Annotated in this window: 18 protein-coding genes; 17 read left to right on the top strand and 1 reads right to left on the bottom strand. The window is 42.6% G+C overall.

Features of this window, described 5'->3' with window-relative positions; all coding sequences use genetic code 11:
- Positions 1-130: 130 nt before the first annotated feature.
- The 14 genes from ACSAJE_RS02520 to atpC all read left to right on the top strand — a co-directional run bounded on the left by ACSAJE_RS02520 (position 131) and on the right by atpC (position 14,330).
- Complete coding sequence (locus ACSAJE_RS02520; RefSeq protein ID WP_458009594.1) at positions 131-1,024, top strand: LysR substrate-binding domain-containing protein; 894 nt, start codon at positions 131-133, stop codon at positions 1,022-1,024.
- A gap of 1 nt (position 1,025) precedes the next feature.
- A complete protein-coding gene (locus ACSAJE_RS02515; protein ID WP_458009593.1) occupies positions 1,026-1,931 on the top strand; it encodes a LysR family transcriptional regulator in 906 nt (301 codons plus the stop codon).
- 783 nt (positions 1,932-2,714) lie between these two features.
- Positions 2,715-4,985 carry a 5-methyltetrahydropteroyltriglutamate--homocysteine S-methyltransferase gene (gene metE / locus ACSAJE_RS02510; protein ID WP_458009592.1) on the top strand — a complete coding sequence of 757 codons (2,271 nt, stop codon included), beginning with the start codon at positions 2,715-2,717 and terminating at the stop codon, positions 4,983-4,985.
- Positions 4,986-5,209: 224 nt separating this feature from the next.
- A complete protein-coding gene (locus ACSAJE_RS02505; RefSeq protein WP_458009591.1) occupies positions 5,210-5,737 on the top strand; it encodes a nitroreductase family protein in 528 nt (175 codons plus the stop codon).
- Between the two features lie 12 nt (positions 5,738-5,749).
- Positions 5,750-7,195: a hypothetical protein gene (locus ACSAJE_RS02500; RefSeq protein WP_458009590.1), complete on the top strand. Its 1,446-nt coding sequence runs from the start codon at positions 5,750-5,752 to the stop codon at positions 7,193-7,195.
- 3 nt (positions 7,196-7,198) lie between these two features.
- Positions 7,199-7,747 carry a histidine phosphatase family protein gene (locus ACSAJE_RS02495; RefSeq protein ID WP_458009589.1) on the top strand — a complete coding sequence of 183 codons (549 nt, stop codon included), beginning with the start codon at positions 7,199-7,201 and terminating at the stop codon, positions 7,745-7,747.
- Positions 7,748-7,920: 173 nt separating this feature from the next.
- A complete protein-coding gene (locus ACSAJE_RS02490; RefSeq protein ID WP_243103973.1) occupies positions 7,921-8,646 on the top strand; it encodes a F0F1 ATP synthase subunit A in 726 nt (241 codons plus the stop codon).
- Positions 8,647-8,735: 89 nt separating this feature from the next.
- Positions 8,736-8,960, top strand: a complete 225-nt coding sequence (atpE, locus tag ACSAJE_RS02485; protein ID WP_022024965.1) for an ATP synthase F0 subunit C — start codon at positions 8,736-8,738, stop codon at positions 8,958-8,960.
- 27 nt (positions 8,961-8,987) lie between these two features.
- Positions 8,988-9,485: a F0F1 ATP synthase subunit B gene (gene atpF / locus ACSAJE_RS02480; RefSeq protein WP_458009588.1), complete on the top strand. Its 498-nt coding sequence runs from the start codon at positions 8,988-8,990 to the stop codon at positions 9,483-9,485.
- Positions 9,466-9,969, top strand: a complete 504-nt coding sequence (atpH, locus tag ACSAJE_RS02475; protein ID WP_022024967.1) for an ATP synthase F1 subunit delta — start codon at positions 9,466-9,468, stop codon at positions 9,967-9,969. Before atpF ends, atpH begins: the two co-directional genes overlap by 20 nt.
- A 4-nt stretch (positions 9,970-9,973) precedes the next feature.
- Complete coding sequence (atpA, locus tag ACSAJE_RS02470; RefSeq protein WP_022024968.1) at positions 9,974-11,479, top strand: F0F1 ATP synthase subunit alpha; 1,506 nt, start codon at positions 9,974-9,976, stop codon at positions 11,477-11,479.
- Between the two features lie 40 nt (positions 11,480-11,519).
- The gene (atpG, locus tag ACSAJE_RS02465; RefSeq protein ID WP_458009587.1) at positions 11,520-12,410 is read left to right on the top strand and encodes an ATP synthase F1 subunit gamma; all 891 of its coding nucleotides are present in this window, start codon (positions 11,520-11,522) and stop codon (positions 12,408-12,410) included.
- An 81-nt stretch (positions 12,411-12,491) separates the two neighbouring features.
- Positions 12,492-13,883 (top strand): F0F1 ATP synthase subunit beta, encoded by a 1,392-nt coding sequence (gene atpD, locus ACSAJE_RS02460; protein WP_118506401.1) that lies wholly within the window; start codon positions 12,492-12,494, stop codon positions 13,881-13,883.
- Positions 13,884-13,913: 30 nt separating this feature from the next.
- The gene (gene atpC, locus ACSAJE_RS02455; RefSeq protein ID WP_118506400.1) at positions 13,914-14,330 is read left to right on the top strand and encodes an ATP synthase F1 subunit epsilon; all 417 of its coding nucleotides are present in this window, start codon (positions 13,914-13,916) and stop codon (positions 14,328-14,330) included.
- A gap of 28 nt (positions 14,331-14,358) precedes the next feature.
- On the opposite strand, the gene ACSAJE_RS02450 is transcribed toward atpC, so the two are convergent.
- Complete coding sequence (locus ACSAJE_RS02450) at positions 14,359-15,243, bottom strand: LysR family transcriptional regulator (protein WP_118506399.1); 885 nt, start codon at positions 15,241-15,243, stop codon at positions 14,359-14,361.
- Between the two features lie 266 nt (positions 15,244-15,509).
- Here ACSAJE_RS02450 and ACSAJE_RS02445 point away from each other — a divergent pair, with 266 nt between their 5' ends.
- The 3 genes from ACSAJE_RS02445 to ACSAJE_RS02435 are packed head-to-tail and all read left to right on the top strand — an operon-like array spanning position 15,510 to position 17,456.
- Positions 15,510-15,803, top strand: a complete 294-nt coding sequence (locus ACSAJE_RS02445; RefSeq protein ID WP_118506398.1) for a thiamine-binding protein — start codon at positions 15,510-15,512, stop codon at positions 15,801-15,803.
- Positions 15,804-15,829: 26 nt separating this feature from the next.
- Positions 15,830-16,723, top strand: a complete 894-nt coding sequence (locus ACSAJE_RS02440; RefSeq protein WP_458009586.1) for a deoxyribonuclease IV — start codon at positions 15,830-15,832, stop codon at positions 16,721-16,723.
- Positions 16,724-16,766: 43 nt separating this feature from the next.
- A complete protein-coding gene (locus ACSAJE_RS02435) occupies positions 16,767-17,456 on the top strand; it encodes a response regulator transcription factor (protein ID WP_458009585.1) in 690 nt (229 codons plus the stop codon).
- The last annotated feature ends 7 nt before the right edge of the window (positions 17,457-17,463 follow it).

The following is a 17,463-nucleotide window of genomic DNA, read 5'->3' as shown; positions in this document are numbered from 1 at the left end:
TTTTTGCTTTGAAACGATTATAATTGAATCATTTCAATAAGTAAAAAGTATTATTGATATAGCTGCAATAACACCTTGATATACTGACGCCTATACCATAAAGGGGACGGGAAAGGAATGAACGGTCATTATGGATGTAAATTTTGAATACTACAGAATATTTTACTATGTAGCGAAATATCGAAATTTTACGAAAGCGGCACATGCTTTACATAATAGTCAGCCCAATATTACACGAGCGATGAATTGCCTGGAACGGGAAATACACTGCACCTTATTCATACGGACAAATCGTGGAGTACGGTTGACTGAAGAGGGAGAAAAGCTTTTTCGGCATGTTTCTGCAGCTATGATGCAGATATTAGCGGCAGAAGAGGAATTGACTGAGAGTGCCGAGTTGGAAAAGGGCTGCGTTTCTATCAGTGCGAGTGAGATCGCCCTAAATATTTTTCTGCTGGAAAAGTTAAAAAAATTTCATATGGCGTATCCTAAGGTGCAATTAAAACTATATAATCATTCTACACCGCAGGCAATTCAAGCAGTACAAAGCGGAGAAGCTGATTTTGCAGTGATCACAACACCGACAGTAACGGATAAGACACTAAAAACAACCCGTCTCTGTGAATTTCAGGAGATCCTGATCGCCGGAAATACCTTTCAGGCGCTTGCAGAGCAAAAGCTATCGCTACAGGATTTATTACAGTTTCCGTTGATCTGTATGGAAAAAAACACGATAACCAGACAATTTTATCAGAAATTATTTTTGGAACACGGTCTTTCTCTTGAGCCGTCGATCGAAACTGCTACAGCGGATCAGATTCTTCCGTTGGTAAAGCATGAGCTTGGACTTGCTTTTCTACCAAAGGCAATGGCGAAAGAGGCGATCGCACACGGGGAGATCCTTTGTATTCCGCTAAAAGATAAAATCCCAAAGCGCAGCGTTTCGATGATCTATGATGCCAGAGGACCGAGAAGCGTAGCTGCGCAGACATTTCAAAAAATATTGCTGAAAGAGGGGGAATAGCATGACCTTACAACAACTAAAATATGTAGTGACAGTTGCTGAAACCGGGACGATCACGGAAGCGGCAGGTAAATTATACATTTCACAGCCGAGCCTTACGAATGCGATCCATGAATTGGAACGGGAGATGCAGATCGTGATATTTAACCGGACCAATAAGGGAATAAGCCTTTCCAAAGAGGGGGATATCTTTTTGGGTTACGCCAGACAAGTGCTTGAGCAGGCTGAAATTTTAGAGGATAAATACAAGGGAGAAGGCAGCGGTAAAAAGCAGTTTTGTGTTTCGACCCAGCATTATTCATTTGCGGTAAATGCATTTGTCGACCTGATCAAGAAATACGGTCAGGAAGAGTATGACTTCAGCCTTCGCGAAACGCAGACCTATGAGATCATTGAAGATGTAGCAAAAATGAGAAGTGAGATCGGCATTCTCTTTTTGAATGATTTTAATGAGAAAGTCATCACGAAAATATTAAAGTCCAATGAGTTGGAATTTCACGACCTTTTTGTGGCAAAGCCCCATGTATTTATCAGTCGCAGACATCCTTTAGCAGATCGTCAGATCATTACGAATGAAGAGTTGGAAAGTTATCCGTATCTGTCTTTTGAGCAGGGCGAGCACAATTCGTTTTATTTTTCGGAGGAAATTTTTTCTGCATCGGAGCGCAAGAAAAATATTCGTGTGCGTGACCGGGCAACACTGTTTAATCTTTTGATCGGATTGAACGGTTACACGGTATGCAGTGGTGTGATCGATAAGAAATTAAATGGCAAAGATATTATCGCCGTGCCATTAGCGGATGAAAGTGATATGCGGATCGGCTATATCACGCACAGAAAAGGAATGTTAAGCCGATTGGGAACCACTTATCTTGATGCATTAAGTAAATATATCGGCTGCTCATAGTACGAATTCCTTTACTCAAACTTCCCATACCTCAAATCCTCCACAACCACATATTGCTTATTATGTCAGCAATAAATAAACTATTTTGCAGCCAATATATTAAATTGTTCTGTCATCAGAGAACTAAGATAATTGCCGTAGAACGCAGAGTTTTTGCGTGATTTCTTATTTTGTTAAGTCTCTGATGAATACATGCCCGAAGGTTTGTTTGAGCTGTCCCGGTTTAGCAAGGTATCATCTATTTTTGGACGGGACGCTTTCGCTACGATGCGCTACGTCACGTTACTTAATGTCTCTGAAATACGAGACATAAGTAACGACGAGCGCAAAGTCCCTTTCAAAAATGATGAATACCTTGCTTCCGGGACTTCGAGTTTCCGAAGGGCATGTAAATCAATCATCAGAGATAACAAAATCTAGAAATCACTAAAAACGAAAATGCGGCAAGGCAATTACTATAGTTCTCTTATGGCAGAAACTGCTCTTTGACGGCTGCAAAATGTTATATAGTTATTGACATAATAAGCAATATGTGGTTTTGCAATAACTTCTGGTATGGGAAGTTTGAATTCCTTTGTTTAACGGGAATGAAGACTTGTATTGGTTTGACAGGATAATGGGATGTGTATAGTTTCAAACTATGGTCAGACTGTGCTTTTATGTATTTTTCATTAGGCATTATTCCTCGTATAATAGGCACATAGCGTTGCAAGGGGGATTTGTGTTTTGTACATTTGGCATGAATACCGTAGGAAGAGAAAGTGTGCAGAAATGAGGAAGAATATGCAGACAGCAGTCATTGGTTACCCAAGAATAGGAACATTACGAGAATTAAAATTTGCCTCCGAACAGTATTTCCGAAAGGAGACCGAGGCGGGAGAACTTTTGCAGACCGCAAAAGAATTGAGAAAAACGCATTGGCTTACACAGAAAGAGGCGGGGATTTCTTTTATTTCCTGCAATGATTTTTCGTTCTATGACAATATGTTAGATGCCGCCGTATTATTTGGCATTGTTCCGAAACGATATAAAGAACTTCAGTTATCAGAGTTAGATACCTACTTTGCGATGGCGCGTGGTTATCAGGGCGATTCCGGCGATGTAAAAGCATTGGCAATGAAGAAATGGTTTAACACGAATTATCATTATATCGTTCCAGAGGTGGAAGATGAGATGGTGATCGAGCTAAAAGGGAACAAACTTTTTGCAGAGTATCATGAAGCAAAAGAGCTTGGGATCACAACAAAGCCGACAGTGATCGGTGCTTATACACTGTTAAAACTTTGCCGATATACCGGAACGAAAAAAATGGCAGATTATGTGGATGTCGTGAGTAAAGCATATCGGAATCTGATTGTGAAATGCGAGACAGAAGGCATTGACTGGTTACAGTTTGATGAGCCTGCACTTGTACAAGATATGGGACAAGATGAAATTCATTTATTCCACAAATTATATGATGCAATCCTTGCTGCAGATAATAAGTGTCATGTGTTATTGCAGACTTATTTTGGCGATGTGCGTGATATTTATGAGGATTTGATCCAAATGCCATTTGCCGGGATCGGACTTGATTTTATCGAGGGTAAGCAGACCGTTTCATTGATCAAGCAGTTTGGTTTCCCACAGGATAAATTGTTATTTTCAGGACTCGTTAATGGTAAAAATATTTGGAAAAACCATTATGAGAAAACGCTGCAGACGATGGAAGATTTACCGGTTGCAAAGGATCATATTGTACTGTCCACATCTTGTTCTTTGCTCCATGTGCCATATACATTACAGCATGAGCAGAAGTTATCGGAAGAATACAAAGCATACTTTGCATACGCTGAGGAAAAATTAGTGGAACTGCAGGAACTAAGCGCTTTGGCGGAGTCCGCAGATTATACAGTAGAAAGTACCTTTGTGAAGAATAAAACATTATTTTTACAGCATAGAGACTGCGAGAATGAGGAAGTTACAAAGCGTCTTGCCGGAGTAAAGGAGACTGATTATACAAGACTTCCGGAGCGCGCTAAGCGGCAAAAATTACAGACGACGGTACTTGGTCTTCCGGAATTTCCGACGACAACGATCGGGTCTTTTCCACAGACAAAGGATGTCAAGGCAAATCGTTCTGCGTTCCGCCGTGGTGAGATCACAGAGCAACAGTATATTGCTTTCAATCAGCAAAAGATTGCAGAATGTGTTAAATGGCAGGAAGAGATCGGACTGGATGTTCTCGTGCATGGCGAATATGAGCGAAATGACATGGTAGAGTATTTCGGAGAGGCGTTAGGTGGATTTTTGTTTACCGAAAAAGCATGGGTACAGTCTTATGGAACGCGCTGCGTAAAACCACCGGTCATTTGGGGCGATGTATATCGCAAAAATCCGATCACGGTAGAGTGGTCTGTCTATGCTCAGTCTCTTACGAAAAAGATCATGAAGGGAATGCTTACCGGACCGGTAACGATCTTGAATTGGTCGTTCCCTAGGGAGGATATTTCCATCAAAGAATCTATTTCTCAGATCGCATTGGCAATTCGTGATGAAGTGCTAGATCTCGAAGCAAATGGCATTCAGATGATCCAGATCGATGAGGCGGCATTACGCGAGAAATTACCACTTCGTCATTCGGATTGGTATACAGAATATCTTGATTTTGCAATTCCTGCATTTCGTCTGACCCATAGCGGTGTCAAACCGGAAACGCAGATTCATACGCATATGTGCTACAGTGAATTTACAGACATCATTTCGGCGATCGATGATATGGATGCGGATGTGATCACCTTCGAGGCGTCTCGTTCCGATTTGCAGATTTTGGATTCTCTCAAAGAAAATCATTTTGAGACAGAGGTTGGCCCCGGTGTGTATGACATCCATTCACCAAGAGTTCCATCGGTTGAAGAGATCGTAAAGGCGCTGCATGCGATGCTTACCAAGATCGACAAAGATAAATTATGGGTGAATCCGGATTGTGGCTTAAAAACCAGAGGTGTACCGGAGACAGATGCCAGTCTTCGTAACATGGTGGCTGCGGCAAAACAGATCCGGGAAGAAGTTTGATCACTCATATTTTTGTAACAAAATAAAAGGTGAAATTCTGCGTATAAAAATATTTCTTTTTCGTGTAAAAAGGTGTAAAATAGCAACGGCAATTTTGTCGTTGCTATTTTTGATAGTATAGGAAATGGTTCGTTTTACGCTACAGGCAGCACAAAATGCTGATTTTACTTATTACAGGAGAGGAATGTTCGTAGCATGAAATCAGAAGAAACGGAGGTATTACCATGAACGAAGTAATCAAAGCAATGAAGGAAAGACGCAGTATTCGTAAATTTAAGGCAGAAATGCCATCTAAGGCAGATCTGGAACAGATCGTAGAGGCTGGTTTGTATGCAGCCAATGGCAGGGGCAGACAGGCAGTGATCACTATTGCAGTGACGGATAAAGAACTGCGGGATAAATTGTCGGCGGTCAACAATGAGATCATGGGTGGACCGGAAGGCAACGATCCTTTTTATGGCGCACCTGCGATTTTGATCGTACTCGCTAATAAGGAAGTACCTACAGCTACGTATGATGGTAGTCTTGTTATGGGCAATCTGATGCTTGCTGCACATTCTCTGGGTCTTGGCAGCATTTGGATCCACAGAGCGAAAGAAGAGTTTGAAATGCCGGAATATCAGAAGCTCTTAAAAGATCTTGGAATCGAAGGCGAGTGGGAAGGCATCGGTCATTGTGCGGTAGGTTATATAGATGGCGAAAATCCTGCTGCAGCACCTAGAAATGATGGAAGAGTATTTTGGGTAGAGTAAAAGGAGGAATTCATGAATAAACTAAACAAGGTTACATTAACAGCAGCAACTTGTGGGTTAGATCTGGGCGATGGCAGCGAGAGAGCAGAATATGTCAATCAGGATTATATTCTGAACACGCTCGGACGACCACACCGTAATATTGGTATCATGTATACCTATTATCCAAAAGATAAAGAATGGCCGGAGCGAATCAGTGTTGCTTGTAAAGATATGGAAATTCATTTTCAGTGGGATTATCCTTATGATGACTATTTCCCATATCGCGGCGGTATTGACGGTGATACAACCGGCCAGCCATTTGAGCAGATGAGAGACATCAGACGTCATGGACAGGATGTTGCTCTTACTTTGACCATTGATTGTTCTTTGGAAGATCAATATCTTAGACAGATTGCTAAGGATTTAAAACCTTTTGGCAGAATGCGTCTTCGTATCAATCACGAATGTGGTGGCGATTGGTTTACCCATAACCAGCGTTTTTCTTATCAGGAGGTTGGTGATTTCTTTGTTCGTTTCGCAAAGATCGTCAAAGAGGAAGCACCGCAGATTTCTGTTGTATTTTGTGGAAGTGCCGTTGGCGACATTAGTGTAGAAGATGCCCCTGTTCAATTTGAAAAAGAGTTCAAAGAAGCTTTTGCAACTGCAGATATCTGGTCAAATGACTGCTATTTGGCACTGCATTACGGATGGCCGTTTGACGTATGTGAAAAGGGCGGTAACAGCTATGCTATGACACCAGTGGATGAGTTCTTTGAGCGTTTGCGTAAGACCTCGAAACGAATTACAAAAGTAAACGGCGGAATCTGCAAGCCAATGGTAATATCTGAATTTAATACTGACGGCGATGTGACCGGACCATTACATCAGGGCGAATCGATCAAGCGTTTTGTTGAGAAGTTAAAGTCCGAAAATGCGGACTGGTTTGATGGATTCTCTATGTACCAATTTAGGGACAGAGGACGTTTAGGACTGGAAATCGAAGATCCCAATAACGCTTCTGTGGGGATTCCACAGCCAATCTTAAAGGACTATAAGGATATTTTGAAGGATCCATTTTTCCTGCCGGGTTTGAACGAAGCAGAGGAAGTAACTCTTCCTGCAACGTTACGCTGGGGAAGCGCTGAAGATGCAGAGGGTATTGCAATTCCAATCAAGTTTGAGAAAACGCCGGAATTTTGCGAAGTAACCTTTGAAGAAGAATTAAATTTAATGTTGGAATTAAATGGCCGTTGGTTCTATAAAGCACCGGGGACGAAAACGGTAGATATGATGTCTGCGTTTTTTGAAACTCCGATCGAGCCGGGAGCAGAGCTTTCCTTAAAAATATTTGCCCCACCGGCTTCCGGAGAAAACGATCCGGCACAGGGAGAGGATTGGGCAGTTAATTATTACACAACTATAACTAAAATGCCGGAGCTTCGTATTCGTTACGAAGAAGTACAGGAGGTACTATAAGTTATGTTATATATTATGCGACATGGCAAAACAGATTGGAATATACAGCACAAACTGCAGGGGCATACGGATATTCCTTTGAATGAAGAGGGACGACAGATGGCAAAGCAGGCAAGGGAAGATTACCTCAATATTCCTATTGATATTTGTTACTGTTCCCCATTGATTCGTGCACGAGAGACAGCAGAGCTTGTTTTACAGGGGCGAAATATTCCGATATTATGTGACGACCGATTGATCGAGATGGGCTTTGGAATATATGAGGGAACTGCGAATTGTGAAGATATTCCAGACTGTCCGGTCGGCATGTTGTTTCGGCATCCTGAGCAGTATATTGCCCGAGACGGTGCAGAGAGTATGCAGGAACTTTGGGAGAGAACCGGTCAATTTTTAAGCGAAATTGTATATCCGCAGCTCAAAGAGGGAAAAAACATATTGATCGTTGGACATGGTGCTATGAATTCCAGCATTCTTTGTCAGGTGAAACATATTCCACTTCAGGATTTTTGGAAAGCCGGCATCCCTAACTGCAAATTAATAAAGTTATGCTAAACTTTTGATTCATTGTTAATGACAAAAAGAACCAATCCGGGTTTTACAGGGATTGGTTCTTTTTGGTTCTAAAGACTTATAAAATAAGGCTTTATGGTATTTATAAAAAATACGAATGATAAAATAATCAGAAGTTATTAGACATCAGAAACGGAACGCATATAATGGGAGACATGGCAAAAAGCCATGGAAAGGAAGTGAGTATTACGGAGGCATTAACAAAGGAGCTGATGGAAGAATTAAACTGCAATACAGTATTCACAATTCCCGCTTTTGGCGGCATCAAAGTTCCGGAATCAGTCGTCGTAACTTGGATCATTATGGCGTTATTGATTCTCCTCTCCATTTTACTGACAAGAAACTTATCCATTGATAATCCTGGCAAGGTACAGCTTGCTTTGGAATCGGGATACCAGATGGCAGAGAGCTTTTTTGGTGAACTGCTCGGAGCAAACGGATTAAAATATCTACCGTATTTGCTGAGCGTGTTGCTGTATATCGCAGTAGCCAACCTGATTGGGCTGATCGGATTCAAGCCACCTACAAAAGATATGGGTGTTACCGCTGCAATGGCCGTTATGAGCATTGTTCTGGTAGAAGTAGCAGGAATCCGCCAAAAAGGGACCAAAGGCTGGTTGAAAGGTTTCTTGGAACCAATATGGATCGTAGCACCGATCAATCTTTTGGAAGTGTTTACCAGACCATTGTCGCTGTGTATGCGATTGTTTGGTAATGTACTTGGTTCCTATGTTGTTATGGAGTTGTTAAAAATTGTCGTTCCGGCAGTTTTACCAGCCGTCTTTAGTGTTTATTTTGATATTTTTGACGGACTGATCCAAGCATTTGTATTTGTATTTTTGACTGCTTTATATATTGGTGAAGCAGTGGAGATGGATTAAGAGTTTAAGTATTAAGAAAGCTTGCAAGGCGGGCGCTGTGCGCGGCAAGCTATTGATTACATACAGGCAGCGCAGAAAAGAGGTAAATTATGACACAGTTAATCGCTATTGGAGCAGGTATTGCAGTTTTGACAGGTATCGGAGCAGGTATTGGTATTGGTTTAGCTACATCCAAAGCAGTGGATGCAATCGCAAGACAGCCGGAAGCAGAACCAAAGATCAAAGTCAACTTAGTGCTTGGTTGTGCATTAGCCGAGGCAACTGCTATCTATGGTTTCGTTATTGCCTTACTGATCATATTGATGCTTCATTAATACAGACAGAAAGGCTGGCGATACAACATGTTACGTTTTGATGGATTTATCTTTACCTTGTTAAATTTGGTCGTTTTGTATGTTGCCATGAGACATTTTTTGATCGGACCGATCCAAAATGTATTGGCAGCACGCAAAGAGATGATCGACAAGCAGTTTACTGCTGCACAGAGCAAGGAAGACGAAGCTATGCAGTTAAAACAGCAATATGATGGTCTGCTCGAAAATGCCAAAGAGGAATCCAAACAGATAGTAGAAGAATCCCGAATGCGTGCCGGTAAGGAGTATGAGGAACGTGTTCAGAAAGCAGAGCGGCAGGCAAATCGTATATTGGAAAAAGCAAAACAGGATGTAGAAAACGAGCGCGAGCAGGCGATGGAAGCCATGCAAAAACAGATTGCCGGTGTCGCCATGGCTGCGGCTGGTAAGATTCTGAAAGAGCAGGCGGACTCCAGTGTGGATCGCTCTATCTACGATCAGTATATTGCTGGAATAGGGGAATCTCATGAAGCAGACGGCAATTAATTATGGAAAAGTTCTGTTTGAACTTGGAATTTCAGAAGATGCTGTTGAAACCGCTAAGCAGCTTTACTTACAGTCGGAAGAATTGCGTAAAGTGTTGAACAGTCCGATCGTGACCCGTGCTCAAAAGCATCGGATCATTGATAAACTGTTTCCTCAGGAAATGCATTCTTTTCTTAAGAAGGTTTGTGATTACAACGAAGCAGAGATTCTTCCTGACATATTCTCGGCATATGAGATATGGCGCAGAGAAAGTCAGGGTATTTTGGTCGGAACACTTTATTATATGACGGAACCGACGAAAGCACAGCTTAGAAATATCGAACAGGGACTTTGTAAAAAGCTTGGCTGTCAACAATTACAGCTAACGCTGGAAGAAGATCACAGTTTGATCGGTGGATTCGTGATCCGGATCGGTGATCTGGAGATCGATCAAAGCATTTTAGGCAGTGTAAACGGCTTAAAACAAAAATTGACTAGGAGATGATGATGTGAGTACAATCAGCTCAGAAAATATTATATCTATTTTAAGAAGCGAGATTGAAAATTACGAAATAGAGAGCAGAGAGCATGAAGTAGGTACCGTAATCTGGGTTGGTGACGGAATTGCAACCATCTATGGTATGGAACATGCGATGTATGGCGAGATCGTGATTTTTGAAAACGGTGTAAAGGGAATGGTACAGGATATTAAACAGACGGAGATCGGCTGCATTATCTTAGGTAAAGACACCGGCATTCGCGAAGGAATGAAAGTAACTCGTACCAAGAAACGTGCCGGTATTCCGGTTGGAGAACATTATTTAGGACGCGTTGTCAATGCATTGGGTGCTCCAATTGATGGCAAGGGCGACATTGAAGCCGATGACTATCGCCCGATCGAATGTGATGCACCGGGAATCGTGGATCGTAAATCCGTTTCCGTTCCGCTGGAAACCGGAATCTTATCTATTGATTCTATGTTTCCGATCGGCCGCGGTCAGCGTGAGTTGATCATTGGTGACAGACAGACCGGTAAGACCTCAATTGCGATGGACGCTATTTTGAACCAGAAAGGCAAAGATGTTATTTGTATCTATGTTGCAATCGGTCAGAAAGCATCTACCGTAGCAAAGTTAGTGAATACTTTAGAAAAAAATGATGCGTTGGATTATTCCATTGTCGTAACGGCTACCGCAAGTGAATCAGCATCATTGGAATATATTGCACCATATTCCGGAACTGCTTTGGCAGAATATTTCATGTATGAAGGAAAAGATGTTTTGATCGTTTATGACGATCTTTCTAAACATGCAGTTGCCTATCGTGCCTTATCTCTGTTATTAGAGCGTTCTCCGGGTCGTGAGGCATATCCTGGTGATGTATTTTATTTGCATTCCCGTTTGCTGGAGCGTTCCAGCCGGTTAAGCGATGAGTTAGGCGGTGGTTCCATTACGGCACTTCCGATCATTGAAACGCAGGCAGGAGATGTGTCTGCCTACATACCGACAAATGTAATTTCCATCACAGACGGTCAGATATTCTTAGAGAGCGATTTGTTCTTTGCCGGAATGCGACCTGCTGTCAATGTAGGTCTTAGCGTATCCCGTGTTGGTGGTGCGGCACAGACGAAAGCAATGAAAAAAGCATCCGGTACCGTTCGTATTGATCTGGCACAGTTCCGTGAGATGGAAGTGTTTACGCAGTTTAGTTCGGATCTGGATGAAGAAACGAAGGAACAGCTTGCTTATGGTAATGGACTGATGGAATTATTAAAGCAGCCTTTAGGACATCCAATGTCTTTGGCTGAACAGGTAGTCACTTTGGTAGCAGCAACTTCCAGATTGTTTATTCCGATTCCAAAGGAGCAGATCAAGGAAACACAGCTTGGCTTGTTAGATTATTTCCATAGTAATTATCCGGAGATCATGAAACGCATCGATAACGATAAGGATCTGACGGATGAATTGAAAGAATCCATCGTAGCCGGTGCCAAGAAATATTTGGAACAGAATTAATAATTGATGCGCAAATGCGTGTGCAGAAATGAGGAGTATTATGGCGAATACGAAGGAAATACAAAAACGCATGAAAAGCATAAAAGATACGATGAAGATCACCAATGCGATGTATATGATTTCGTCAACCAAGTTACAGAAAGCCAAGAAGAAACTAGCTGACACTGAACCATATTTTTATTCATTGCAGCAGGCGTTTCGTCGTATCCTGCGTCATATCCCGGATCTGGACAGTATTTATTTTAAGGATACCAGTCAGATCCCGACAGAAGAAAAAAAGACCGGTTACATTGTAGTTACCGCCGACAAAGGACTTGCCGGTGCATATAATCACAATGTGATCAAGATGGCACATTCCCTGTTCGAAGATGGCGGACATAACAGTTTGTTCGTACTTGGAGAGCTTGGTCGTCAATATTTTGCAAGAGAGGGTCTTCATGTGCATAAGCACTTTAAGTACACTGTACAAAGTCCAAGCCTGCACCGTGCAAGAATGATCACTGATGATATTTTAGAACGATATCGAAATGGTAAACTTGACGAAGTGTATATCATATACACCTGCATGGAAAATTCGATGACGACAGTGGCAGAAATGCGTAAGCTTTTACCGTTATCGAAAGAGGAATTTGAAGTTCATATGCCAATTGATGTATATCAGGAAGAGCTTAAGGCAGACCCCTCTTGGGATACGATTTTAGAGCGTTTGGTTCCGAATTACATCAATGGATTTATTTATGGTGCATTGGTAGAATCTTATGCGAGCGAACACAATTCCCGCATGATGGCAATGCAGTCGGCAACGGATAGTGCGAAACAGATATTAGCGCAGCTTTCCATCGAGTATAATCGCGTGCGGCAGGCGGCGATCACACAAGAGATCACAGAAGTCATCAGCGGCGCAAAAGCACAAAAACGCAAACACAAATAGGTGTCAATGACTTTATGTCTTAAGCACACATGACATAAAGTTCACTGCGAACGAATTACGTGTGCAGAAATGAGGAATAGCATGAAGAAGGGAAAAATTGTTCAGGTATCCGGTCCTGTTATTGATGTTGAATTTGAAGACAGTGACCTTCCATTTATCAAGGATGCACTGGAGGTAAATAACGACGGAAAACGCTGTGTCATGGAAGTTGCTCAGCATATTGGCAATAATACCGTGCGCTGCATCATGTTGGCATCCAGTGAGGGTCTGCATAAAGATATGGAAGTTATCGCAACCGGAAGTGGAATTAAAGTACCGGTTGGAGAGAAAACGTTAGGCCGTCTGTTTAATGTACTAGGTGAAACGATTGATAATGGCGAAGCTTTGGATGAGGAGGAGCATTGGTGCATTCACAGAGATGCACCGGGATTTGAGGAACAGAGCCCGGCTGTAGAAGTGTTGGAAACCGGAATTAAAGTCATTGATCTGCTGGCACCTTATGCCAAGGGCGGTAAGATCGGTCTATTCGGTGGTGCCGGTGTCGGTAAGACCGTATTGATTCAGGAATTGATTCAAAATGTTGCCACGGAACATGGTGGATATTCTATTTTTACCGGTGTTGGTGAACGCTCCCGTGAGGGTAATGATCTTTGGTCAGAAATGAAAGAATCCGGTGTTCTTAATAAAACTGCATTAGTGTTCGGGCAGATGAACGAGCCACCAGGAGCTCGTATGCGAGTTGCTGAGACAGGGCTTACCATGGCGGAATATTTCCGTGATGAAGAGCATCAGGATGTGTTGTTATTTATCGATAACATCTTCCGTTACGTACAGGCCGGATCAGAAGTATCTGCGTTGCTTGGCCGTATGCCATCCGCAGTTGGTTATCAGCCAACATTGGCTAATGAAGTCGGTGAATTGCAAGAGCGTATTGCATCGACGAAAAACGGTTCCGTTACGTCTGTACAGGCAGTATATGTACCGGCCGATGACCTTACCGATCCGGCTCCGGCGACAACATTTGCCCATTTGGACGCAACGACTGTTTTATCCAGAAAAATTGTAGAGCAGGGTATTTATCCGGCAGTTGATCCGCTGGAGTCTAATTCACGAATTTTGGAAGAAGATATTGTCGGCAAAGAGCATTACGATACAGCAAGACGTGTTCAGGAAATTTTGCAAAAATATACTGAATTACAGGATATTATCGCTATTCTTGGTATGGAAGAGTTATCTGAAGAAGATAAGATCACCGTATATCGTGCCAGAAAAATACAGCGATTTTTGTCACAGCCGTTCCATGTAGCTGAGACGTTTACCGGTGTTCCCGGCAAATATGTACCATTGAAAGAAACGATCCGTGGTTTCAAAATGATCATTGATGGTGAAATGGATGACTATCCGGAGCAGGCATTTTTCAATGTGGGTACGATTGATGAAGTGATCGAAAAGAGCAAAGAAAAGCAGGCATAATAAAATGCCTGCAGGAAAGGAAGGTGGACAATGAACACCTTTTTATTAAATGTGACAGCATGTGACCGTGTCTTCTTTGAGGGGTATTGCAGACAGGTTATATTGCCGTTGGAGGATGGCGAAAAAGGCATTCAGGCGCATCACGAAAATATGGTGTTTGCCGTTAATGTTGGAGAATTACGTATTCAGACAGACGACGGAGCGTGGATCACCGGCGTGGTCGGCAGTGGCTTTGCACAGGTGATCAACAATCGTGTCAGTGTATTAGTGGATACCGCAGAGCATCCGGACGAGATCGATGTACGTCGTGCCAAAGAAGCAAAAGAGCGTGCAAAAGAGCAGTTGAGACAGGAACAAAGTATTCGGGAATATCATATGTCCAAAGCTTCCTTAGCACGCGCTATGTCAAGACTTCGCTATAGCAGTAAAGATGATATGCGGATTTGATCAAATATCAATTAGACAGCGAAAACAACTACGAGGTGATTTTAGGAAATAAAATGTTTTCCTTGATCCAGCCACACAAAAAATCATGAAATTCCATGATCGTGCGATTATGTTGTTTGGATTCCGGAACAGTAACGATGATCTGGCGTCTGCAGACCGGACTTTCGATCGGAAGTAGTTTTACATGCTTCGAGAATGAAGATTCCCAAGAGTACTGTGGCCAAAAGCCGATCCCCAGACCGGCTGCAATCAGATTGCGCACTGTCTCCGGGCTGTCGCTTTCATAGACGATGTTCGGCTTAAACTCAGCAGCCGCACAAAATTCGTCACAGATCTGACGAACCGGGCGCGTTTTTTCCAAGCTGACATATGATTCTGTGGCAGTGTCCTGCAATCGTATGGAATGTTTGTGGGACAGTTCCGATGAAGTTGGTACTGCCAGATAAAATTCTTCCGTAAACAACACCCGCTGGGAAGGTTTTAATTCCGTATCTAAGCCGGTCGCTGAAATAAAGTAATCAGCAACGGGATCATCTGGTTTTTGGGATAAGCGGAATTTGACTTCCGGGTGGATTTCCCGGTAAGCAATAATGCAATTAGTGATAACCGAAGAGGCAGAGCGCAGATTCAGGTGGATGACCGGCTGATTTTGCTGCGCTGCCTCTTTGATCTCATCGGGAATAGCATCTAATGCGGCCATGATCGGCGTCAAACGTTTCTGTAGCATTTTACCGGTTGCGTTTAATGTAATATGACGGTTCTCACGATCGAATAAAGGTGTATCAAATTCCTCTTCCAAGTGCCTTATCGCCTGTGAAACAGCAGGTTGTGCAATGTGTAAACTCTCTGCAGCTTTCGTTACATGTTCGTATTTGGCAACGGCCAAAAAGTACTTCAATTGAAATAATTCCATAATCTTCCTCATTCCTTTGCATCAATTAAAGGTGTGCTGTAACAGTCACATACTGCCAGGCACTTTACAATAAATACAATGTTGCCAATATACCATAAGATGGAAAGTATGGCAAATTTATGTCAATTTATGCACTCAAACTTCGCGTATCCGAAGTTTGAACTATACAGAATAACGGAGGGATGGTTTCCTGCTTATTGTTGACGGTTTTCGGGGAAATAGGTATAATGGGGGTCGGAATTTTAATCAGAAATGGAGGATTTTTCATGAATGCAAGTGTAGCAATTCAGGTATTACCGAATGTAACGGAAGATGAAGAAGTGATCCGTATTGTTGATGAGGTGATCGCATATATTAAAAGTTTTGGACTTTCTACATCCGTAGGTCCCTTTGAGACAACGATCGAAGGTGATTACGATCAGTTGATGGAAATCGTAGCAGGCTGTCAGAAAATTGCCATAAAAGCCGGATGTGATCAGGTGTCCACCTATGTCAAGATTGTTTATAAGCCAGAGGGCGATGTATTAACAATTGAAAAAAAGGTTTCAAAACATCACTAATATCATTATGTAGGCAATTGTAAGAAATGGAGAGAACATTGAAGGAAATTAAAATTGGTTCCCATGTGGGAATGGCTGGAAAAGAGATGTTTTTAGCCTCCGTAAAGGAAGCAGCAAGTTATGGTGCGAATGTATTAATGCTATATACCGGTGCACCGCAAAACACAAGACGAAAAGACGTTTCTGAACTGAATATCGAAGCTGGATGGGCCTATGCGAAAGAGCATGGGATCGAGGAGATCATTGTACATGCACCATATATCATTAATCTTGCCAACACGGTGAAACCGGAGATATTTGAGCTTGCAACGGAATTTTTGGCCAAAGAGATCACGAGAACAGCTGCAATGGAAAGCCATATTCTGGTTTTGCATCCGGGTTCCCATGTAAAAGCCGGTGAAGAGGTCGGGATCAAACAGATCATCCGCGGCTTAAATATGGTGTTAGATGATAATGACGATGATGTCTATATCGCACTGGAAACAATGGCCGGCAAGGGCAGTGAACTTGGCAAAACCTTTGAAGAGATTAAGCAGATTTATGACGGTGTACACAAAAAAGACCGTCTGCGGGTATGTTTTGATACGTGTCATGTCAATGATGCCGGATATGACCTGGTCGGTGATTATGACGGTGTTTTTGCAAAATTTGATGAAGTGATCGGGTTGGACCAGATCGCTGTATTCCATATTAACGACAGCAAAAATCCACTGGGTGCTCATAAGGATCGCCACGCCAACATTGGCGAAGGCGAGATCGGTTACGATACGCTGCATCGCTTAGTACATGATGAACGTTTTGCCCAAATTCCGAAAATCCTTGAAACACCTTGGCGCGTGATCGATGGTGAAGGCACTAAAAAGAAGAGCGCAGCCCCTTATAAAGAGGAGATTGCCTGGCTGCGGGAACCAATCTCGTAAACGTTTGACATATAACAACAGGGCACAGGCGGACTGTGCAGAAATGAGGATGCGTGTGAATTCCCGGATTTTATTGGTGGAAGATGATCCCACTATTGTAAAAACATTGACTGAATTTCTTAAACTGGAAGGCTTTTTCGTCTCAAATACTGCCGGTCAGACCGATGCCATTGCTTTTTTAGAAGAGCATGAACGAGAAACCGCCTTGGTTCTCTTGGACGTATCACTGGCAGAGGGCAACGGATTTTCGGCCTGTGCTGAGATCAAAGCAAAATACGATCTTCCTGTTATCTTTTTAACCGCTTCCGGAGATGAATACAGTGTTGTCACAGGGTTAGATCTCGGTGCGGATGATTATATTGGAAAACCTTTCCGACCGAGAGAACTGGTATCCCGCATACGCAGTGTATTGCGCAGATGCGGGAAAGCACACAACATTATTGAATTGGGAGACGTTACAATAGATACTGCCGGTGGTACTGTCCGCAAAGAGGGACAGGAATTGTTTTTGTCGGCGTTAGAATACCGCCTGTTACTCGTTTTTGCCAATCACAAGGGCAACGTATTATCCAGGAATCAGCTTTTGGAAGAGATTTGGGATGTGGCAGGAGAGTTTGTAAACGACAATACGTTGACCGTTTATATCAAACGTCTGCGGGAAAAGATCGAAACCGATGCCGCCAATCCAACCATTATAAAAACAGTACGAGGACTGGGCTATCGTGCTGAGTAAGGAGGAC

This window comes from Jutongia sp. SJQ-6 (assembly GCF_054161275.1).
The sequence above is the reverse complement of the archived record's forward strand: the minus strand, read 5'-3'. Positions and strand labels throughout refer to the sequence as shown.